This window comes from Streptomyces sp. NPDC058371, assembly GCF_042723265.1.
Classification (GTDB): domain Bacteria; phylum Actinomycetota; class Actinomycetes; order Streptomycetales; family Streptomycetaceae; genus Streptomyces.
The window spans coordinates 168381-184408 of sequence record NZ_JBHXJC010000004.1 but is presented as its reverse complement, the minus strand read 5'-3'; the positions used below and the strand labels follow the sequence as shown (position 1 = coordinate 184408).

12 protein-coding genes and 1 pseudogene are annotated in these 16028 nt (G+C 70.9%); 5 read left to right on the top strand and 8 right to left on the bottom strand.

Annotated elements, in window-relative coordinates:
• Nucleotides 1–62 precede the first annotated feature (62 nt).
• Nucleotides 63–4013, bottom strand: a complete 3951-nt coding sequence (locus ACFWM2_RS15570) for a Pls/PosA family non-ribosomal peptide synthetase (protein WP_383279765.1) — start codon at nucleotides 4011–4013, stop codon at nucleotides 63–65.
• 709 nt (nucleotides 4014–4722) lie between these two features.
• Here ACFWM2_RS15570 and ACFWM2_RS15565 point away from each other — a divergent pair.
• Nucleotides 4723–5271 carry a DUF1062 domain-containing protein gene (locus ACFWM2_RS15565; protein WP_383278807.1) on the top strand — a complete coding sequence of 183 codons (549 nt, stop codon included), beginning with the start codon at nucleotides 4723–4725 and terminating at the stop codon, nucleotides 5269–5271.
• Nucleotides 5272–5327: 56 nt separating this feature from the next.
• Here ACFWM2_RS15565 and ACFWM2_RS15560 read toward each other — a convergent pair whose 3' ends face one another.
• A complete protein-coding gene (locus tag ACFWM2_RS15560; protein ID WP_383278804.1) occupies nucleotides 5328–5666 on the bottom strand; it encodes a hypothetical protein in 339 nt (112 codons plus the stop codon).
• A 101-nt stretch (nucleotides 5667–5767) separates the two neighbouring features.
• Between ACFWM2_RS15560 and ACFWM2_RS15555 the strand changes: the two are divergent.
• Together ACFWM2_RS15555 and ACFWM2_RS15550 are read left to right on the top strand one after the other, a co-directional pair.
• Nucleotides 5768–6157 (top strand): annotated as a pseudogene (locus ACFWM2_RS15555) (DUF5753 domain-containing protein); the annotation flags it as partial.
• A gap of 12 nt (nucleotides 6158–6169) precedes the next feature.
• The gene (locus tag ACFWM2_RS15550; RefSeq protein WP_383278801.1) at nucleotides 6170–6361 is read left to right on the top strand and encodes a hypothetical protein; all 192 of its coding nucleotides are present in this window, start codon (nucleotides 6170–6172) and stop codon (nucleotides 6359–6361) included.
• Nucleotides 6362–6387: 26 nt separating this feature from the next.
• Here ACFWM2_RS15550 and ACFWM2_RS15545 read toward each other — a convergent pair whose 3' ends face one another.
• Nucleotides 6388–7827, bottom strand: coding sequence for an Nramp family divalent metal transporter (locus tag ACFWM2_RS15545; protein WP_383278798.1), 1440 nt, complete (start codon nucleotides 7825–7827; stop codon nucleotides 6388–6390).
• A 248-nt stretch (nucleotides 7828–8075) separates the two neighbouring features.
• On the opposite strand from ACFWM2_RS15545, the gene ACFWM2_RS15540 reads away from it, so the two are divergent.
• On the top strand, nucleotides 8076–9440 hold the full coding sequence (locus ACFWM2_RS15540; RefSeq protein ID WP_383278795.1) for a M14 family metallopeptidase: 1365 nt from the start codon (nucleotides 8076–8078) through the stop codon (nucleotides 9438–9440).
• Nucleotides 9441–9520: 80 nt separating this feature from the next.
• On the opposite strand, the gene ACFWM2_RS15535 is transcribed toward ACFWM2_RS15540, so the two are convergent.
• From ACFWM2_RS15535 to ACFWM2_RS15515, 5 genes are all read right to left on the bottom strand, one after another.
• Nucleotides 9521–10351 carry a hypothetical protein gene (locus ACFWM2_RS15535; RefSeq protein WP_383278792.1) on the bottom strand — a complete coding sequence of 277 codons (831 nt, stop codon included), beginning with the start codon at nucleotides 10349–10351 and terminating at the stop codon, nucleotides 9521–9523.
• 198 nt (nucleotides 10352–10549) lie between these two features.
• On the bottom strand, nucleotides 10550–12034 hold the full coding sequence (locus ACFWM2_RS15530; RefSeq protein ID WP_383278789.1) for a GntP family permease: 1485 nt from the start codon (nucleotides 12032–12034) through the stop codon (nucleotides 10550–10552).
• A 215-nt stretch (nucleotides 12035–12249) separates the two neighbouring features.
• The gene (locus ACFWM2_RS15525) at nucleotides 12250–12660 is read right to left on the bottom strand and encodes a RidA family protein (RefSeq protein WP_383278786.1); all 411 of its coding nucleotides are present in this window, start codon (nucleotides 12658–12660) and stop codon (nucleotides 12250–12252) included.
• The gene (locus ACFWM2_RS15520) at nucleotides 12657–13418 is read right to left on the bottom strand and encodes an IclR family transcriptional regulator (protein WP_383278783.1); all 762 of its coding nucleotides are present in this window, start codon (nucleotides 13416–13418) and stop codon (nucleotides 12657–12659) included. The genes ACFWM2_RS15525 and ACFWM2_RS15520 overlap by 4 nt, the downstream gene beginning before the upstream one ends.
• Nucleotides 13415–14461: a sugar kinase gene (locus tag ACFWM2_RS15515; RefSeq protein WP_383279762.1), complete on the bottom strand. Its 1047-nt coding sequence runs from the start codon at nucleotides 14459–14461 to the stop codon at nucleotides 13415–13417. Before ACFWM2_RS15515 ends, ACFWM2_RS15520 begins: the two co-directional genes overlap by 4 nt.
• 217 nt (nucleotides 14462–14678) lie before the next feature.
• On the opposite strand from ACFWM2_RS15515, the gene ACFWM2_RS15510 reads away from it, so the two are divergent.
• Nucleotides 14679–15983: an amino acid deaminase gene (locus ACFWM2_RS15510; RefSeq protein ID WP_383278780.1), complete on the top strand. Its 1305-nt coding sequence runs from the start codon at nucleotides 14679–14681 to the stop codon at nucleotides 15981–15983.
• The last annotated feature ends 45 nt before the right edge of the window (nucleotides 15984–16028 follow it).

The following is a 16028-nucleotide window of genomic DNA, read 5'->3' as shown; positions in this document are numbered from 1 at the left end:
GCCCACGCGCTCCCCCCCCGCCCCCTTGCCTTCCTCCCCACGCCGTTGTACGCCGGGTGGGTTCAGTCGGCCCGGGTGATCGGGGTGCCCTGCCAGTGGCCGGCCGCGGGGACCCGCTCCGCCGCCATGACCAGCGAGCCCGCGCCGACCCGCGCCGCCTCGCCCAGCGCGCTGCCCGGGAGGACGATGCTGTGCGGGCCGAGCACCGACCGGCTTGCCAGGGCGACCGGTTCGAGCCGCATGACGCGGTCGTGGAACAGGTGCGTCTGCAGGACGCAGCCGCGGTTCACGACCGCGCCGTCACCGACGCTGATCAGGTCCGGCTCCGGGAACCAGTACGTCTCGCACCACACGCCCCGGCCGATCCTCGCGCCCATGCTGCGCAGCCACCAGTTCAGCACCGGGGTGCCGGTCGCGGGGCCGACCAGCCACGGAACCGCGAGCATCTCCACGAAGACGTCCCACAGTTCGTTGCGCCACACGAACCCGCTCCACAACGGGTGCCGGCCGGCGGTGAAGCACCCCATCAGCACCCACTTCGCGGCCGTGGTGACCAGCCCGGCGACCACGCCGGCGCCGCACATCAGCAGGCCGGCCGCGGCCACCGCGCACCAGGCGCCGAGGGTGTCCCACAGGCCCAGCAGTACGTAGGTCAGGGCGAGTTGAAGGAGCGAGCTGAGCATCATGGGGACCGCTCGGCCCAGTTCGACGGCGGTGCGGGCGGCCCGCAGGGAGGACGACGGGGCGAACGTACGGGCCGGATCGTGCTGTTCCGCCACCCGGCGCAGCCGCATCGCCGGGCGTCCCAGCCACGACGAGCCGGCCGGGACCTCGGCGGGCGTGTCGGACAGGACACCGATCAGCGCGCCGTCCGCGACGGACCGGTCGGGGCCCACGACACCGGAGTTGCCGACGAAGGCGCTGTCACCGATCCCGGCGGTTCCGAGCCGCACCCAGCCGTCGCGCAGCTCGTAGGGCGCGGCCAGCACATCGTCCGCGAGGAACGCGCGGTCGTCGACGCGCAGGAGCCGGGGCAGGGCCACGACGGTCGACGCCTCGACGTTCCTGCCGACATGGGCGCCGAGCAGGCGCAGCCAGACCGGGGTGAACAGACCGGCGTACAGCGGGAAGAGAGTGGTGCGGGCCATGACCATCAGGTCGTGGGTGAGCCACGCGGACCAGCCGGCCCTGCTGTGCGCGGGGTGCAGGCCGGGCGTCAGGCCCCGGCCGGCGAACCGGACGCCGGCGAGGATGAACAGGGCCTGGCAGGTCGTCCCCAGGAGCACCAGCGGCGGCAGCCACAGCAACCGGCTGGACCAGGCCATGCCGTCCTCACCGGACACGGCGACGAGCATCAGCAGCGCGGGGGCCGCGGCCACGGCCGTCAACACGCCGCGCACGGCGGCCGTCAGGGTGTACGCGAGCGCCCAGACCCGGGAGCGGGCCGCGCGCGGCCGGGGCCAGGCAGCCTCGGAGGCCGCCGGCCGAGCGGGCGATCCGCCCCAGCACTCGCCGGAGGGGATCTTCGTGCCGTCGGTCACGGTGCTGCCGGTCAGGACCTCCGCGCCGTCGCCGATCTCCGCGCCGGGCTGCAGCGTGACGCGTCCGCCGATGCTCGCTCCGGCTCCGATCCGTACGGTGCCGACCCGGAGCCGGTCACCGTCGATCCACCATCCGGCGATGTCCGCCTCGGGATCGACGGTTGCGCCGTCGCCGAGGTCTGCGAGACCGGTGACCGGCGGCAGAGTGTGCAGGTCGACGTCCTTGCCGACGGTGCAGCCCAGCAGTCGCGCGTACCAGGCCGCCAGCGGGGTGCCGGCCACTCCGACGAGTCCGATGGCGGCCACCCAGCGTTCCGCCGTCCACAGGCGCAGGTGTGCCGCGCCGCCGCGCCGGTGCTCACCCGGCCTGCTCCGGCCGCGCAGCAGTCGTGCGCCGCCCGCTGCCAGCAGGACGCGGGTGGGCGAGGTGAACATGACCAGCCAGGCGGGGGCGAGCAGCCACCAGGACACGGTGGGCAGCCAGGAGGTGAAGCCGACGGTGGCGAGCACGTTGCCGGTGAGTCCGAGGGACAGCACCCAGCGCAGTCCGGGGACGCAGAGCAGCAACGGCTGCAGCGCGGTCTGGACCCAGCCGGTCCACCGCGGTGTTCCCTGCGCGGTCTTCTCGTCCTGCGTGCTGTCGGCTTCGTGCTGCGGTGTGCCGGCGGCGGGCTCCACGGTCACCATGCGGGTGCGCAGGGCGGCGGGAGTGGTGTGCAGGTAGAGGTCGGAGACGGAGATTTCGGGGAAGCGCTCGCGCAGTGCGGAGACGAGCCGGGCCGCGGCGAGACTGGTGCCGCCGAGGTCGAAGAAGTCGTCCCCGGCCCGCACGTCGGTGCCGAGCAGGTCGCTCCAGACGCCGAGCATCCACGTGGTCACCGGGTCGACAAGGTCCGTACCGCCGGCGGGAGCCGCCTGCGCGGAAGCGACCGCCGCCGGCGGGCGGCAGCCTGCCACCGTCGGACCGGGGTCTGTCGCCGCCGGGCGGGGGTCTGTCGCCGCCGGGCCGTCCGACGGGTCGGCCGGGGTGGTGTGCGGTGCGGGTTCCGCCGGCAGTGGCCACGGCAGGGCGTTGCGGTCGGCCTTGCCCGAGCCACGGGTCGGGAAATCGGCCAGGACGGCGAGCCTGGGCACGAGGGGCGCGGGCAGCCGTTCGCGCAGCCGCCGGGTCGCGTCGGCCCGGTCGAACATCGCGGGGCTGCCGTCGGCGGGGACGAGGTAGCCGACCAGTACGTCGAGGCCACCGGCCGTGCGCCGGACGGTCGCCGCGGCCGCGGCGACGGAGGGCAGATCGAGCAACGCGGCCTCGATCTCGCCGAGTTCGACGCGCCGTCCGCCGATTTTGACCTGGTCGTCGGCGCGGCCGACGAACTCCAGACCGCGGGGGTCCGCGCGGACGAGGTCGCCGCTGCGGTAGGCGCGGTCCCAGTTCAGCGAGGGCAGCGCCGTGTACCGCTCGGCGTCCTTGACGGGATCGAGGTAGCGGCCGAGCCCCACGCCGGCGATGACGAGTTCGCCGGTCTCGCCCCAGGCGACGGGCTCCCCGTCCGAGTCGACGACAGCGAGTTCCCAGCCGTCCAACGGGAGGCCGATGCGGACGGGTTCGCCGTCGAGGAGCTGGGTGGCGCAGGAGACGACAGTCGCCTCGGTGGGGCCGTAGGTGTTCCACACCTCGCGGCCGTGGCAGGCGAAGCGCCGGACGACCTCGGGCGGGCACGCCTCACCGCCGACGATCAGCAGCCGAACCGCTGCGAGCATGTCCCGTGACCACAGCGCGGCCAGCGTCGGGACGGTGGAGACCACGCTGATCCTGCGTTCCCGCAGCCAGGGGCCGAGGTCCGCGCCGGTCCGTACGAGGGCGCGGGGTGCGGGCACCAGGCAGGCGCCGTGTCCCCAGGCCAGCCACATCTCCTCGCAGGAGGCGTCGAACGCGACGGACAGGCCCGCAAGTACGCGGTCGCCGGGGCCGATCGGTGCCTGGCTCAGGAACAGCCGGGCCTCCGCGTCCACGAAGGCGGCCGCCGAACGATGGCTGATCGCGACGCCTTTCGGCTTGCCGGTCGAGCCGGAGGTGAAGATGATCCAGGCGTCGTCGTCGGGTCCCGGCCGTCCGTCCTGGCCGCGCGGGACGATTCCCGGGCGGTTCTCCAGCACATACCCGTCGCCCATCACGGCGCAGACGCCCGACTCGCTCCAGACCAGTTCGGCCCGTTCCTCCGGGTCGTCGACGTCGACCGGTACGTACGCGGCGCCGGCGGCGAGAATGCCGAGGATCGCCAGGTAGAGGTGGGCGCTGCCGGAGGTCATCCGGACACCGACCCGGTCGCCCCTTCCGACGCCCGCGGCGCGCAGGACGCGCGTGATGCGGCCGACCTCCTCGTCGAGCCGGCGGTAGGTCAGCGCGACCGTGCCGTCGTCCACGGCGAGGGCTTCCGGGGCCCCCGTGACCGAACGCGCCAGGACGTCGAGCAGGGTGCGGGGCTCGGCCGGCGGACCGGACCGGTAGACCCCCTGCTCGCGGGTAAGGAGCTGCGAACTCCGGTCACCTTCAATTTTTTCCCGTACCTTCACCTTTGGTGCCAATTTGGTTCATCCCTGCCATGTATGTCTGCGGGTTCCTTGCAGACGCGGAATCGGTCGAATATTCGACTCGCTCGAATCCGTCGTTTGCCTGGGCGAATGAACATTAGGCAGGGCACTCTGTGGATCCACGAGCAGGAACCAATGGAAATCCTTTGACGATCCAGGATCCTGTCCGCACCGGCGACGACCTGGGCTTTTACACTTCCGCGGCCCGTCACAGAATCGTCACAGAGGCCGTTACAAATAAGCCATTGATAAACATCAGGCCACACAGCAAATCGCAATGTGAAATATCGGTGGGACCTAAGTAAAGAATGGGTTGGGAGCCGCGCGGGCCATTGCGCCGCGATAGTCGAGCTCCTCAGCGCGCCGGGCCGGCCTCCGCGCGCCCGTACACGGCTGCGGGCAGCGGGGCGCACGAAAACCAGTGGAGCAGCGCCGCCGTACGCCACTACCGTGCTCCCGGACCGAGTCGCCTGGGCAAGGACGTGCCGTTGTACACCGTGTGAGACCCCCCGAGTGCTGAATCGTCGCGCGTCGCGCAAGTGCGCCGCGCTCCTTTTTGCTGCGGACTTCTCACTGAAACCGGTGTACTTCTGTGCTCGAAAACTGGGCGGTCGTGCCCACCTGCCTGCCGCTTGTTCGCCGCCGTTGCCACGCGTGCCCGTCCGAGAGCTTCCGGACGAGCGGCAAATTCCGCGTCAACGCGAACCACAAGCTCCTCGACGTCTGGCTCCTCGCGCTCTGTACCGCCTGCGGGGAGACCACGAAGCTCACGGTCATGGAGCGGATGCATGTGCGCTCCATACGACCTGAGCTGCTGGACCGGCTGCATGACAATGACGCCGGTCTGGCGGCTGAGCTGCTCCAGGACCCGGTCGTGCAACGCCGTAATCGCATCGCCCTCGACTGGGACAACGCCTGGCGCCTCGACACCGGCGGATCGGATCACCTGGACCGCGAGGTGATCGACATCTCGGTCCGCTTCGCGGCGCGGATCCCGGTCCGTCCGGTGCGCCTGATCGCCGAAGGCTGCGGTCTTTCGCGGGCCGAGGTCGAGAGACTGATCGTGGAGGGGAACCTCGTCTCGGCAGTCCGGCTGAGCGGCAAGCTCTCGGGCGACTTCACCTTCACGCTCAAGCGCTGAGCGCTCCTCGGGCCCGGGGCCTGTCCGGCAAGCTCCGCCGGACAGGCCTCTGGGCCTCACCGCTCAAGGCCGTACGCCGCCGCACTCGCCCTCGGCAAGGTGGCCCACATCCGCGTTCCGCCGCCCGGTTCGTGCGCCTTGCCGAAGCCCCAGTCACCGTGGCAGGCCCGGCACACACAGGCGAGTACCCGCAGGGCCGCGCGGCGGCGCGCGTCGCAGGCGTCCGCCAGGCGGGGATGCGTGTGGCGCGGGTGATGGTCGTAGACGATCACCCGCAGGGCCTCACCTCGGAAGCGGAGCGCCAGATAGAAGTCCACCGACTCCGTGAACTGGCACGCCGCTGCCGTCAGTTCACCCACCACCTGGATCGCGGCCTGTCTCAAAGTCCGGCTCATTTGATCTTGTGGCAGGCATCCATGATGTCGCGCAGCCCGTGCGCCGCCAGGAACGCCCGGGCCGCCGCCCGCGCCATCGCGGGACTGGCCAGAGCGGCCGGGAGCGGCAACACCAGCTGGAGGGCGAGAACCCGGCGGAATACGTCGGGCTCGTTCACGAGGCTGCGCTGCGCATGCAGTTCGGCGGCCGCAAGGTGGCCCGTGCACAGCTTGAGCATCTGCTGGAGGTGTCCGAGCGCCCGCCTGTACGCCTACAGGTCGTCCCGTTCTCCGCCGGGACATTCCCCGGGGCCGGGCAGACGGTCAACTACCTCGAGGCCTCCGTGCCCCAGCTCGACACCGCCCAGGTCGACAACTCGCACGGGCCGGAATTCCTCGGTGGCGATGCGCAGTTGGCCAAGTACCGTGCCCACTTGGACTGGATGGAGCGCATCGTCCTGTCACCCGAGGCGTCACGGGACTTCATCCGCGAGATTGCCAACAGTCTGTGAGGAGACGCCCCGATGGACAGCATCACCTGGGAGGAGCCCTTCTGCGGCGAGGGAAACTCCTGCTTCCGCCTCGGCACCGACACCCAAGGCAACGCCTACATCGCCATAGCCGGAGCCGAGGACACGTATCTCACGGACAGCCGTGACGCCCTGCGTACGTTGATCCGGGACATCAAGGCGGGCAAGGCCGACCATCTGCTCTGAGGCGCCCGGATGGCGGAGCGCGGGGATCAGAAGAACTCCGACCACGGCTGGTCCCAGATCTGCTTCACGCACAGGACGACGAAGAGCAGGCCCGCGATGGCCAGCATGGAGTTGCTCAGCATGCCGTTGCGCCACTCCGGGGGCGTGCGGGCGGAGTTGAGGAGCCAGATCAGGGTGAGCGCGAGGAAGGGGAGGAACGCGGCGCCCAGGACTCCGTACAGGATGATCAGGCGGAAGGGCTGGCCCTCGAAGAGCAGCACGATCGGCGGGAAGGTCAGCCAGAGGAGATACGCGCGGAAGGGCCAGGACTTCTCGCGGGCACCGGACGCCACCTCCGCACCGGAGGCCGACCCGACGCGGGACGGCACCCCCTCGCCGGACCGCACCTCCTCATCGGACGCGGGCTCCACGCGGGACCGCTCCCCCTCGCCGGACGGCGTCTCGGACGTGGCCGCGGACAGCGCCTCCGCGCGGGCCGCCCGGTCCCTGCGGTTGCGCTCCACGAAGTCGGCGAACATCAGGCTCACCCCGTGCCAGACGCCGATCAGTGAGGTGAAGGACGTGGCGAAGAAGCCGATCAGGAAGAACTTGGCGGTCGCCGTGCCGTACTGCGCCTCCAGGATGTCGCTGAGCTGGATCAGCCCCTTGTCGCCGCTCGCGATGGCCACGTTCGAGGAATGGAGAAGCTCCGCGCCCACGAAGAGCATCGCGACGACGAAGATGCCCGTGGTGATGTACGCGACGCGGTTGTCGAGGCGCATCACCTTCATCCAGCCCGTGTTCGTCCAGCCCTTCGCGTTGACCCAGTAGCCGTACGCGGCGAGCGTGATCGTGCCGCCGACCCCGCCGATCAGGCCCAGCGTGTTGAGGACCGAGTCCTTCTCGTCGGGGAGGACCGGAAGCAGGCCCGCGAAGGCGTCGCCCAGGTGCGGGGTGACCCGGATCGCCAGGTAGACGGTGACGACGAACATCACGCCGACCAGGACCGTCATCACCTTCTCGAAGACCGCGTACTTGTTGAACCAGACGAAGACCAGACCCACCAGGCCGGTCAGGATGGCCCACCACTTGAGGCCCATGACGTCCGGGAAGAGGGCCTGCAGGGGCAGACCGGACGAGGACATCGCCGCCGCGCCGTAGACGAAGCCCCAGATCACGACGTACGCGACGAAGAACCAGCTCGTCCAGCGGCCGATGCTCGCCCAGCCGTCGAAGAGGGTGCTGCCGGTGGACAGGTGCCAGCGGCCGGCCGCCTCGGCCAGCGAGATCTTGACCAGGCAGCCGATGACGGCGGCCCACAGGAGCGTGTAACCGAAGTTGCTGCCCGCGATGAGCGTCGCGACGAGGTCACCGGCGCCGACGCCCGTCGCGGCGACGACGATCCCGGGCCCGATGTACTTCCAACTGGACTTACGAGGGCGGGAGATGACCTCCCCTGACACGGACTTCCCAGCTGTCTCCGCCATGTTGTTCAAGGAAGCGTAAAGCGGCCGCGCGCACAAGAGGGCGTGCTGTGCAGGACCGGCCAGGATGTGCAGGCCACGTACACCGCCCGGCCGATTTTCGGATGGCTTCCGCCAGGCGCCCTTGACCTGCCCATGCCACACCCGCACCATGAGCGCCACACCCGCACCAAGCACGTCGGCATGAACCACCCCCCGCTCCACTCCCCCTTCCGGAGACCCCGGAATTCCTGGAGAACCTAGGAGACTTCATGCGACTTCGCATACGCGGCAGCGGCAGCGGTACCAGAGGCGGCGGCCGGCGCACCGCCGCCCTCGCCACCCTCCTCGCACTCGCCCTCGCCGCCCCCCTCACCGCCACGGCCACCGACGCCACCGCGACCGGCGCGAAGGCCCCCGCGCCTTCGTCCGACGACATCCGCCAGTACGAGATCCACCAGAGCACCGACCCGGTGACCCGTACGGCCATCCAGCAGACCGGCGTCACCGTGGACGAGGCCGACGAGGAGACCGTCGTCGTCTCGGGCCGCGCGGACCAGATCAAGAAGCTGCGCGGGCTCGGCTACGACGTCTCACTCCTGGGGTCCGCCCCCGACCGCACGAGCGGCTCGGACGTCCGGATCCTCGACTTCCCGTCGGCCGACTCGAAGTACCACAACTACGCCGAGACGAACACGGAGATCGACCAGCGGCTGGCCGCCTACCCGGGCATCATGAGCAGGAAGGTGATCGGCAAGTCGTACGAGGGCCGGGACATCGTCGCCATCAAGGTCAGCGACAACGTGGCGACCGACGAGTCCGAGCCCGAGGTCCTCCTCACCTTCCACCAGCACGCCCGCGAGCACCTCACCGTCGAGATGGCCCTGTATCTGCTGCGCGAACTCGGCGCGGGTTACGGCTCCGACTCCCGCATCACCAGCATGGTGAACAACCGCGAGATCTGGATCGTCCCGGACCTCAACCCGGACGGCGGCGAGTACGACATCGCGACCGGCTCCTACCGCTCCTGGCGCAAGAACCGCCAGCCCAACAGCGGTTCCTCGTACGTCGGCACGGACCTGAACCGCAACTGGAACTACAAGTGGGGCTGCTGCGGCGGCTCTTCAAGCTCCAAGTCCTCGGAGACCTACCGTGGCGCGTCGGCCGAGTCGGCGCCCGAGGTGAAGGTGGTCGCCGACTTCGTGCGCGGCCGAGTCGTGGGCGGCAAGCAGCAGATCACGGCCGGCATCGACTTCCACACCTACAGTCAACTGGTGCTGTGGCCCTTCGGGTACACCACCTCGGACACGGCGACCGGCATGACGGCGGACGACCGCAACGCCTTCGCGGCCGTCGGCCAGAAGATGGCCGCCAGCAACGGCTACACGCCGGAGCAGTCCAGCGACCTGTACATCACCGACGGCTCGATCGACGACTACCTCTGGGGCAGTCAGAAGATCTTCGACTTCACCTTCGAGATGTACCCGAGCTCCAGTTCGGGCGGCGGCTTCTACCCGCCCGACGAGGTCATCGAGCGGGAGACGTCGCGCAACCGGGACGCGGTGCTGCAACTCCTGGAGAACGCGGACTGCATGTACCGCTCCATCGGCAAGCAGGCGCAGTACTGCCCGAGCTGACACACCGGCACGCCGGTACTCCGACACACCAGCACACCAGCACACCGGCTGACGGGCGAGCCGGCCCGGCGCGCGGACGCTCAGTCGTCCGCCGCCACCGGCTCGTCCCCGGTCTCGTCGGCCTTGTCGGACTCGTCAGCCTGGGACTTCGCGGAGGTCTTGGAGAACTTCGAGGTCTTGGAGGGCTCCGGGGTCTTGGAGGGCTCCGACTTGGTGGCCTCGGCGGTCACCTCGTTCTCGGAGGTCTCGGAGGTCTCGGAGGTCTCGTCGGCGGTATCGGCGTCGGCGGCTTCTTCCTCGGTGCCGTCGTCGAAGTAGGCGTCGAGGACCGCGTCGAGCTGGTCCTCCCACTCCGCGAACCGCGCCCGGGCCGTCGCCTCGATCTCGATCGGGTACCAGCGGCGGTCGGGCGTGTGCACCGTGATGGTGAACCGCTTCCCGAAGCGCGGCGACTCCGTCTCGACGGCTCCGATCTCGTCCCAGCGGAACTCCGCCTGCTGGTCGTCCAGACGGAGTTGTACGCCACTGTGGTCGGCCTTGATCGAGGCGCGCCGGTCGGAGGCCTCGAAGACGGGACCGTCCGGCTCGGGGTCGCCCTCCTCGTCCTCGTCGGCGGCGGCCCCTGCGGAAGCCTCACCGGGGGCGGGGTCCTCGTCGGAGGCCGTCTCTTCCGAGGCCGTCCTCGCGGAGACGGGACTCTTCTGGACGGCCTTCTCCGGGACGGAGTCCTCCGCGGCGGCCCCCGCTGTCGCGGTCCCCGGGGCGTCGGCATCCTCGGCCGCGTCCACCGGCGCCGCGGGCGCGGGTGACGTGATCCCGGGGATGTACGCCGGGTCGGCCGCGGCGACGGGGACGACGGGAACGACGGATCCGTCGAGGGGCTGGCTGTTCGAACCTATGCGCTGCTCCACGCGGGCAGTATGGTCGACGATCCTGTGCCGGGCACAGCCAGCCCCGTTTTAGCTACGCGGCTGTTATACGAAACCGCCCGCCGCCGGACGAAGCCGCCTCTTGCCGGCGGCCGAGGACGTCCGTCGCCGCCGGATGAGGACGCCCGTCACCGGCGGCCGAGGTCGGCTGTCACCGCCGGATGAGGACGCCCGTCGCCGCTAGACGAAGACGCTCACGATCGCCGCCATCGCGAAGCCCACCACGGACAGAACGGACTCCAGGACCGTCCACGACTTCAGGGTGTCGCGCTCGGTGATGCCGAAGTACTTGGCCACCATCCAGAAGCCGCCGTCGTTGACGTGCGAGGCGAAGATGGAGCCCGCCGAGATCGCCATGATGACGATGGCGACGAAGGCCTGGGAGTGGTCCCCCTCGGTGAGGAGCGGGGCCACGATGCCGGCCGTGGTGACGATGGCGACGGTGGCCGAGCCCTGGGCGACCCGCAGGACCACCGAGAGCAGATAGGCGAGGACGACCACCGGGAAGCCGACGTCGTGGAAGGTGTCCGAGAGTGCCTGGGCGACATTGCTCGCCTTCAGAACGGCGCCGAAGATACCGCCCGCACCGACCACCAGGAGGATGTTGCCGACCGGCTTCAGGGACGCGGTCGACACCGTCTCCAGGGACTTGCGGGACCAGCCGCGCCGGATGCCGAGCAGGTAGTACGCGAGCAGCAGGGCGATCGTGAGGGCGACGAACGGGCTGCCGAAGAACTCGATGACCGAGCGGCCGGTGGACGGGTCGAGCGCGATCGAGGAGAAGGTCGCGGCGAGGATCAACACCAGCGGCGTACCGATGATGCCGAGGACCGTGCCGAGCGACACGGGCTTCTCGCGCGGCTCCACGCCCGACGCCCGCTGCTCCTCGATGACGGCGAGCTTGGCCTCGGCGGCGGCCTCGACCATGTCCTGCGGTACGGCGACGAAGATCCGCTTGCCGATCCAGGCGGAGAAGACCCAGGCGGCGAGCACCGCGGGGATGCCGCAGACGATGCCCATGAGGATGACCCAGCCGAGCTGGACGTGCAGCAGTGCGGCGGCGGCGACCGGGCCTGGGTGCGGGGGCAGGAACGCGTGGGTCATGGACAGGCCCGCGAGCAGCGGCATGCAGTACAGCAGGATCGACTTGCCGGACCGCTTGGCGGCGGCGTAGACGATCGGCGCGAGGACGAAGATGCCGACGTCGAAGAAGACCGGGATGCCGAAGATCAGGCCGGTCAGACCCATCGCCAGGGGCGCCCGCTTCTCGCCGAAGAGGTTCAGCAGCCGGGACGCCAACACCTCGGCCCCGCCGGAGACTTCGAGGATCGCCCCGAGCATGGTGCCGAGGCCGATGATGATCGCGACATGGCCGAGGATGCCGCCCATGCCGGACTCGATGACGGAGACGGCCGTGGACTTCTGGACGGTGCCGAACAGTTCCGTGACCGACAGTCCCGCCCCGAGGCCGACGGCTATGGAGACCGCGAGCAGGGCGACGAACGGCTGGAGCCGGACCTTGATGATCAGGAACAGCAGGAGGGCGATACCGAGGGCCGCGACCGTGAGGAGTCCGGCGGTGCCGTCGACGAGGAGGAGCAGCCCGCCGGTGTGGGGTGGCACCTCGGGGGCCGGGGGTGTGGCTGCGAGCGGAAACGACGACATGGGGAGGGCCTCTGTTTCGTAAGTGCATGGTGCTTTCGGGCAGGGGGGGTCGCGGCACGGCGCCCCGGGGATGACGGGCGCCGCACCGTGACGACGTACGGCGTGCGGGAGTTGGGGGGCTTCAGACCTCGGGGGCGTCGGCCTCAGGAGGCGTCAGCCGTGCGCGGGAGTCGGCCCCAGGAGGCGTCAGCCCTGCGCAGGCCTCAGCCCGACGGTCAGCCGAGGACGGCCAGCGCGTCGATCTCGACGAGGAGTCCGGCGGGCAGCCCGACGTACACGGTCGTGCGCGCGGCCGGGGGCGCGGTGAGGCCCTGGTCCTCGAAGTACGTGTTGTAGATCTGGTTCATCTCGGCGAAGTGGTCGACGTCCGTCAGATAGACACGGATCATCACCGCGTCGTCCCAGGAGGCGCCGCCCTCTTCGAGGATCGCCCGGACGTTGGCCAGGGTCTGCAGGGTCTGCTCGCGCAGGGTCGGCCCGGCGGGCGTGGGCGGCTTGCCCTCCTCGGCGGGCAGGAAGCCGACCTGGCCGGCGACCTGGAGGATGTTCCCCTTCCTGATGCCGTGCGAGAACTTGGCGGGCGGGGTGGTGTGGGTCTTGGGGGTGAGGGCGATCTTGTCGGTCATGCGGGGTCCTTACCTGGGGTCTTTCCGGAGTAGTCGCGACTGATGGCGTCCGCCGTGCGGCGTACCAGCGGGAGCAGCGCGAGGAGTTCGTCGGCGGTGACGACCACGTTCGGCGCGGAGACCGACATCGCGGCGGCGACACGGCCGTCGGCCCCGCGGATGGGGGCGCCCACGCAGTTGATGGACTCCTCGTGGCCACCGAGGTCGGTGGCCCAGCCCTGTTCGCGCACCGTCGCCAACTCCTTGAGGAAGGCGGGGGCGTTGGGGATCGAACGGGCCGTGTACAGGGGGTAGTCGAGCTTCTCCGCGAGGACGCGGCGCTCGGGCTCGGGCAGATCGGCGAGGAGCAGCTTCGCCACGGCGGCGACGGTGATGGCCACCGGTTTCCCGATCCGCGAGTACATGCGGACGGGGTACCGGCTCTCCACCTTGTCGATGTAGAGCACCTCGTTCGCCTCGTACACCGCGAGGTGGACGGTGTGCCCGCACTGCTCGTTGAGGCGTACGAGGTGGGAGTGGGCGATCTCCCGGACGTCCAGGTTCTCCACGGCCTCCTGGGCGAGGGCGAAGAGGCGGGCGCCGAGGCGGTAGCGCTGGTCGGCCTGGCGGTACACGAGTCCGTGCTCGTGCAGGGTGCGCAGGAGGCGCAGCGCCGTGGACTTGTGGACCCCGAGGCGGTCGGCGACCTGTCCGAGGTCGGCGGGTCCCTCGGCGAGCAGCGGCAGGATGCTCAGCGCCCGGTCGACGGTCTGGCTCATGGGGTGGGTACCTCCTCGTCGGCCCGCGTGACGGCTTCGGTCCAGCCGGGGCCGAGTCGAAGTGTCTCCCACGCGTCGTCGTCCGAGGCGGCCAGCCGGTCGGCGTGGTCCCGCGCGGGCGGGGCGGCCAGGTCGCCGGGGACGGTCAGAGCGGCGGCGGCCATCAGGTGGCCGTGCCGCAACCGGTCCCGGGCGGACAGCCCGCGCAGCGTCGCGGAGAGGAACCCGGCGGCGAAGGCGTCCCCCGCCCCGACCGGCGCGACGACGTCGACGCGCAGGGAGGGGACGAAGGTGACGGTGTCCGGCCCGGTAGCGCCGGGCCCATCCACCACGGGCAGATCTCCCCGCGTCGGCGTGGCCGTCGCCCGCTCGAAGAGCGTCACCCCCCGCGCCCCCTGTTTCACGACCAGCGCCCGGGGTTCGGGCAGCGCGGCGCGGACCGCGGCCGGGCCGCCGGTGACGCCCCACGCGTCCTCGGCCTCGTCCTCGCCCACGAAGACCAGGTCGCTGTTGCGGGCCAGGCCGAGCAGGACACCGCCCGGCTCCTGGCCGCTCCACAGGTGCACGCGGTGGTTGACGTCGAAGGAGACGAGGGGGCGGCCGTGCCGGGGCGCGGTCAGCTCGCGCAGCAGGGCCAGGCAGTCCGCGGAGAGCGCGGCGGTGATGCCGGACAGATGCAGCACGCGGCCGGCGTCCAGTTCCTCCCGCGGCACGCTCCCCGGGGACATGGCGGAGGCGGCGGAGCCGGCGCGGTAGTAGACGACCTCGTGCGCGTCGGTGGCCCGGTCGCCCGCCGTACGGAAGTAGATGCCCGTCGGCCGTGCCGGATCACGGCGTACGGCCGAGGTGTCGACGCCGTACGAGGCGATCGTCTCCACCAGATGGTCGCCGAACCCGTCGGCGCCGACCCGGCTCACCCAGCGCGCGGAGTGGCCCGCGGAGGCGAGCACGCACGCGACGTTCGACTCGGCGCCGCCGATGCCCCGCTCGAACGACGGCACGTCGGCGAGGCGCCCGGGACGGGAGGGCAGGAACGTGACCATGGACTCGCCGAGCGCGACCACCTCCACGAGGGCGTCGCGGCCGTCGGCGTCGTACACGGCACCTGCGGGTCCGTTGGGGGGCACGATGGCGGGGGACTCCTTGCTCTCGCGGTCAACGGCACCGTTGACCCTGCGTTGGCTGGGATGTTAGACAGCAGTAAGCGACATACGCAATGGCCGTTGCACATAACGCAACGCACCACTTGAGGGAGGCCCCATGGGCGCCGACACCGCCGCAACCACAGCCGCCTCCGGCACGGAACGCCTCGCCGCACTCGGCACGGAACCCGTCGACCACCGCTTCAAGGGCCTCCCGCCGGACGCCGCGGGCCTGACCGTCGACGAGCTGGCCGCCCAGCGCCGCAACCTCTTCACGGGCGGCTTCACGACGCCCGTGCTCGCCCTCTCCGCCGAGCGCCTCCGGCACAACCTCGAACTCATGGAGACGTACGCGGCCCGCCACGGCCTCGCCTTCGCCCCGCACGGCAAGACCTCCATGGCCCCGCAGCTGTTCCAGCGGCAGATCGAGCACGGCGCCTGGGGCATCACCCTCGCCGTGCCCCACCAGGTGCGCGTGGCACGGGAGTTCGGCATCCAGCGGATCTTCCTGGCGAACGAACTGGTCGACTCGGCGGCGCTGCGCTGGATCGCGTCCGAACTCGCCGCCGACCCGTCCTTCCGCTTCATCTGTTACGTCGACTCGGTCCGCGGCGTGGAGCTGATGGACGCGGCCCTGCGCGGCGCCGCCCGCCCCCTGGACGTCGTGGTCGAGCTCGCCGCCGGCGAGGGCGCCCGCACCGGCGTCCGCACGGAGGCCGAGTGCGCGGCCGTCGCGGACGCGGTGGCCGCCACGCCGACGCTGCGCCTGGCCGGCGTCGCGGGCTACGAGGGCGAGGTCCCGCAGGCGGACCCGGAGCGCGTGCACGCGTGGCTGCGCCGCCTCACCGCGCTGGCCGGTGACTTCGACAAGGCGGGCCGGTTCGCCGAGAGCGGCGTCGACGAGATCGTCGTCAGCGCGGGCGGCAGCGCCTGGTTCGACGCGGTGGCGGACGTCTTCGCCGAGATCCCCGAACTCTCCCTGCCGGTGCTGAAGTTGCTGCGTTCGGGCGCGTACGTCTCGCACGACGACGGCCACTACCGCAAGCTCACCCCCTTCACCCGCGTCCCCGAGGAGGGCGCCCTCCAGCCCGCCTTCCGGCTCTGGGCCCAGATCCTCTCGCGGCCCTCCCCCGAGCAGGCGTTCGCCAACGCGGGCAAGCGCGACGCCGCGTACGACCTGGATCTGCCGATGGCCCAGGTGGTGCACCGCGACGGCGCCGAGCACGCGGCCACCGGCGTCACCGTCACCGGCCTCTCCGACCAGCACACCTGGCTCGCGACGACCCCCGAGGCCGACCTCCGCCTCGGCGACTGGATCGGCCTCGGCCTCTCCCACCCCTGCACGTCCTTCGACAAGTGGCAGCTGATCCCGCTGGTGGAGGCGGACGGCACGGTCGTCGACTACGTAAGAACGTTCTTCTGACCGACCCGAGACGGCTCTTCTCGGCGAAGGCGAGGGGTGGCTCTT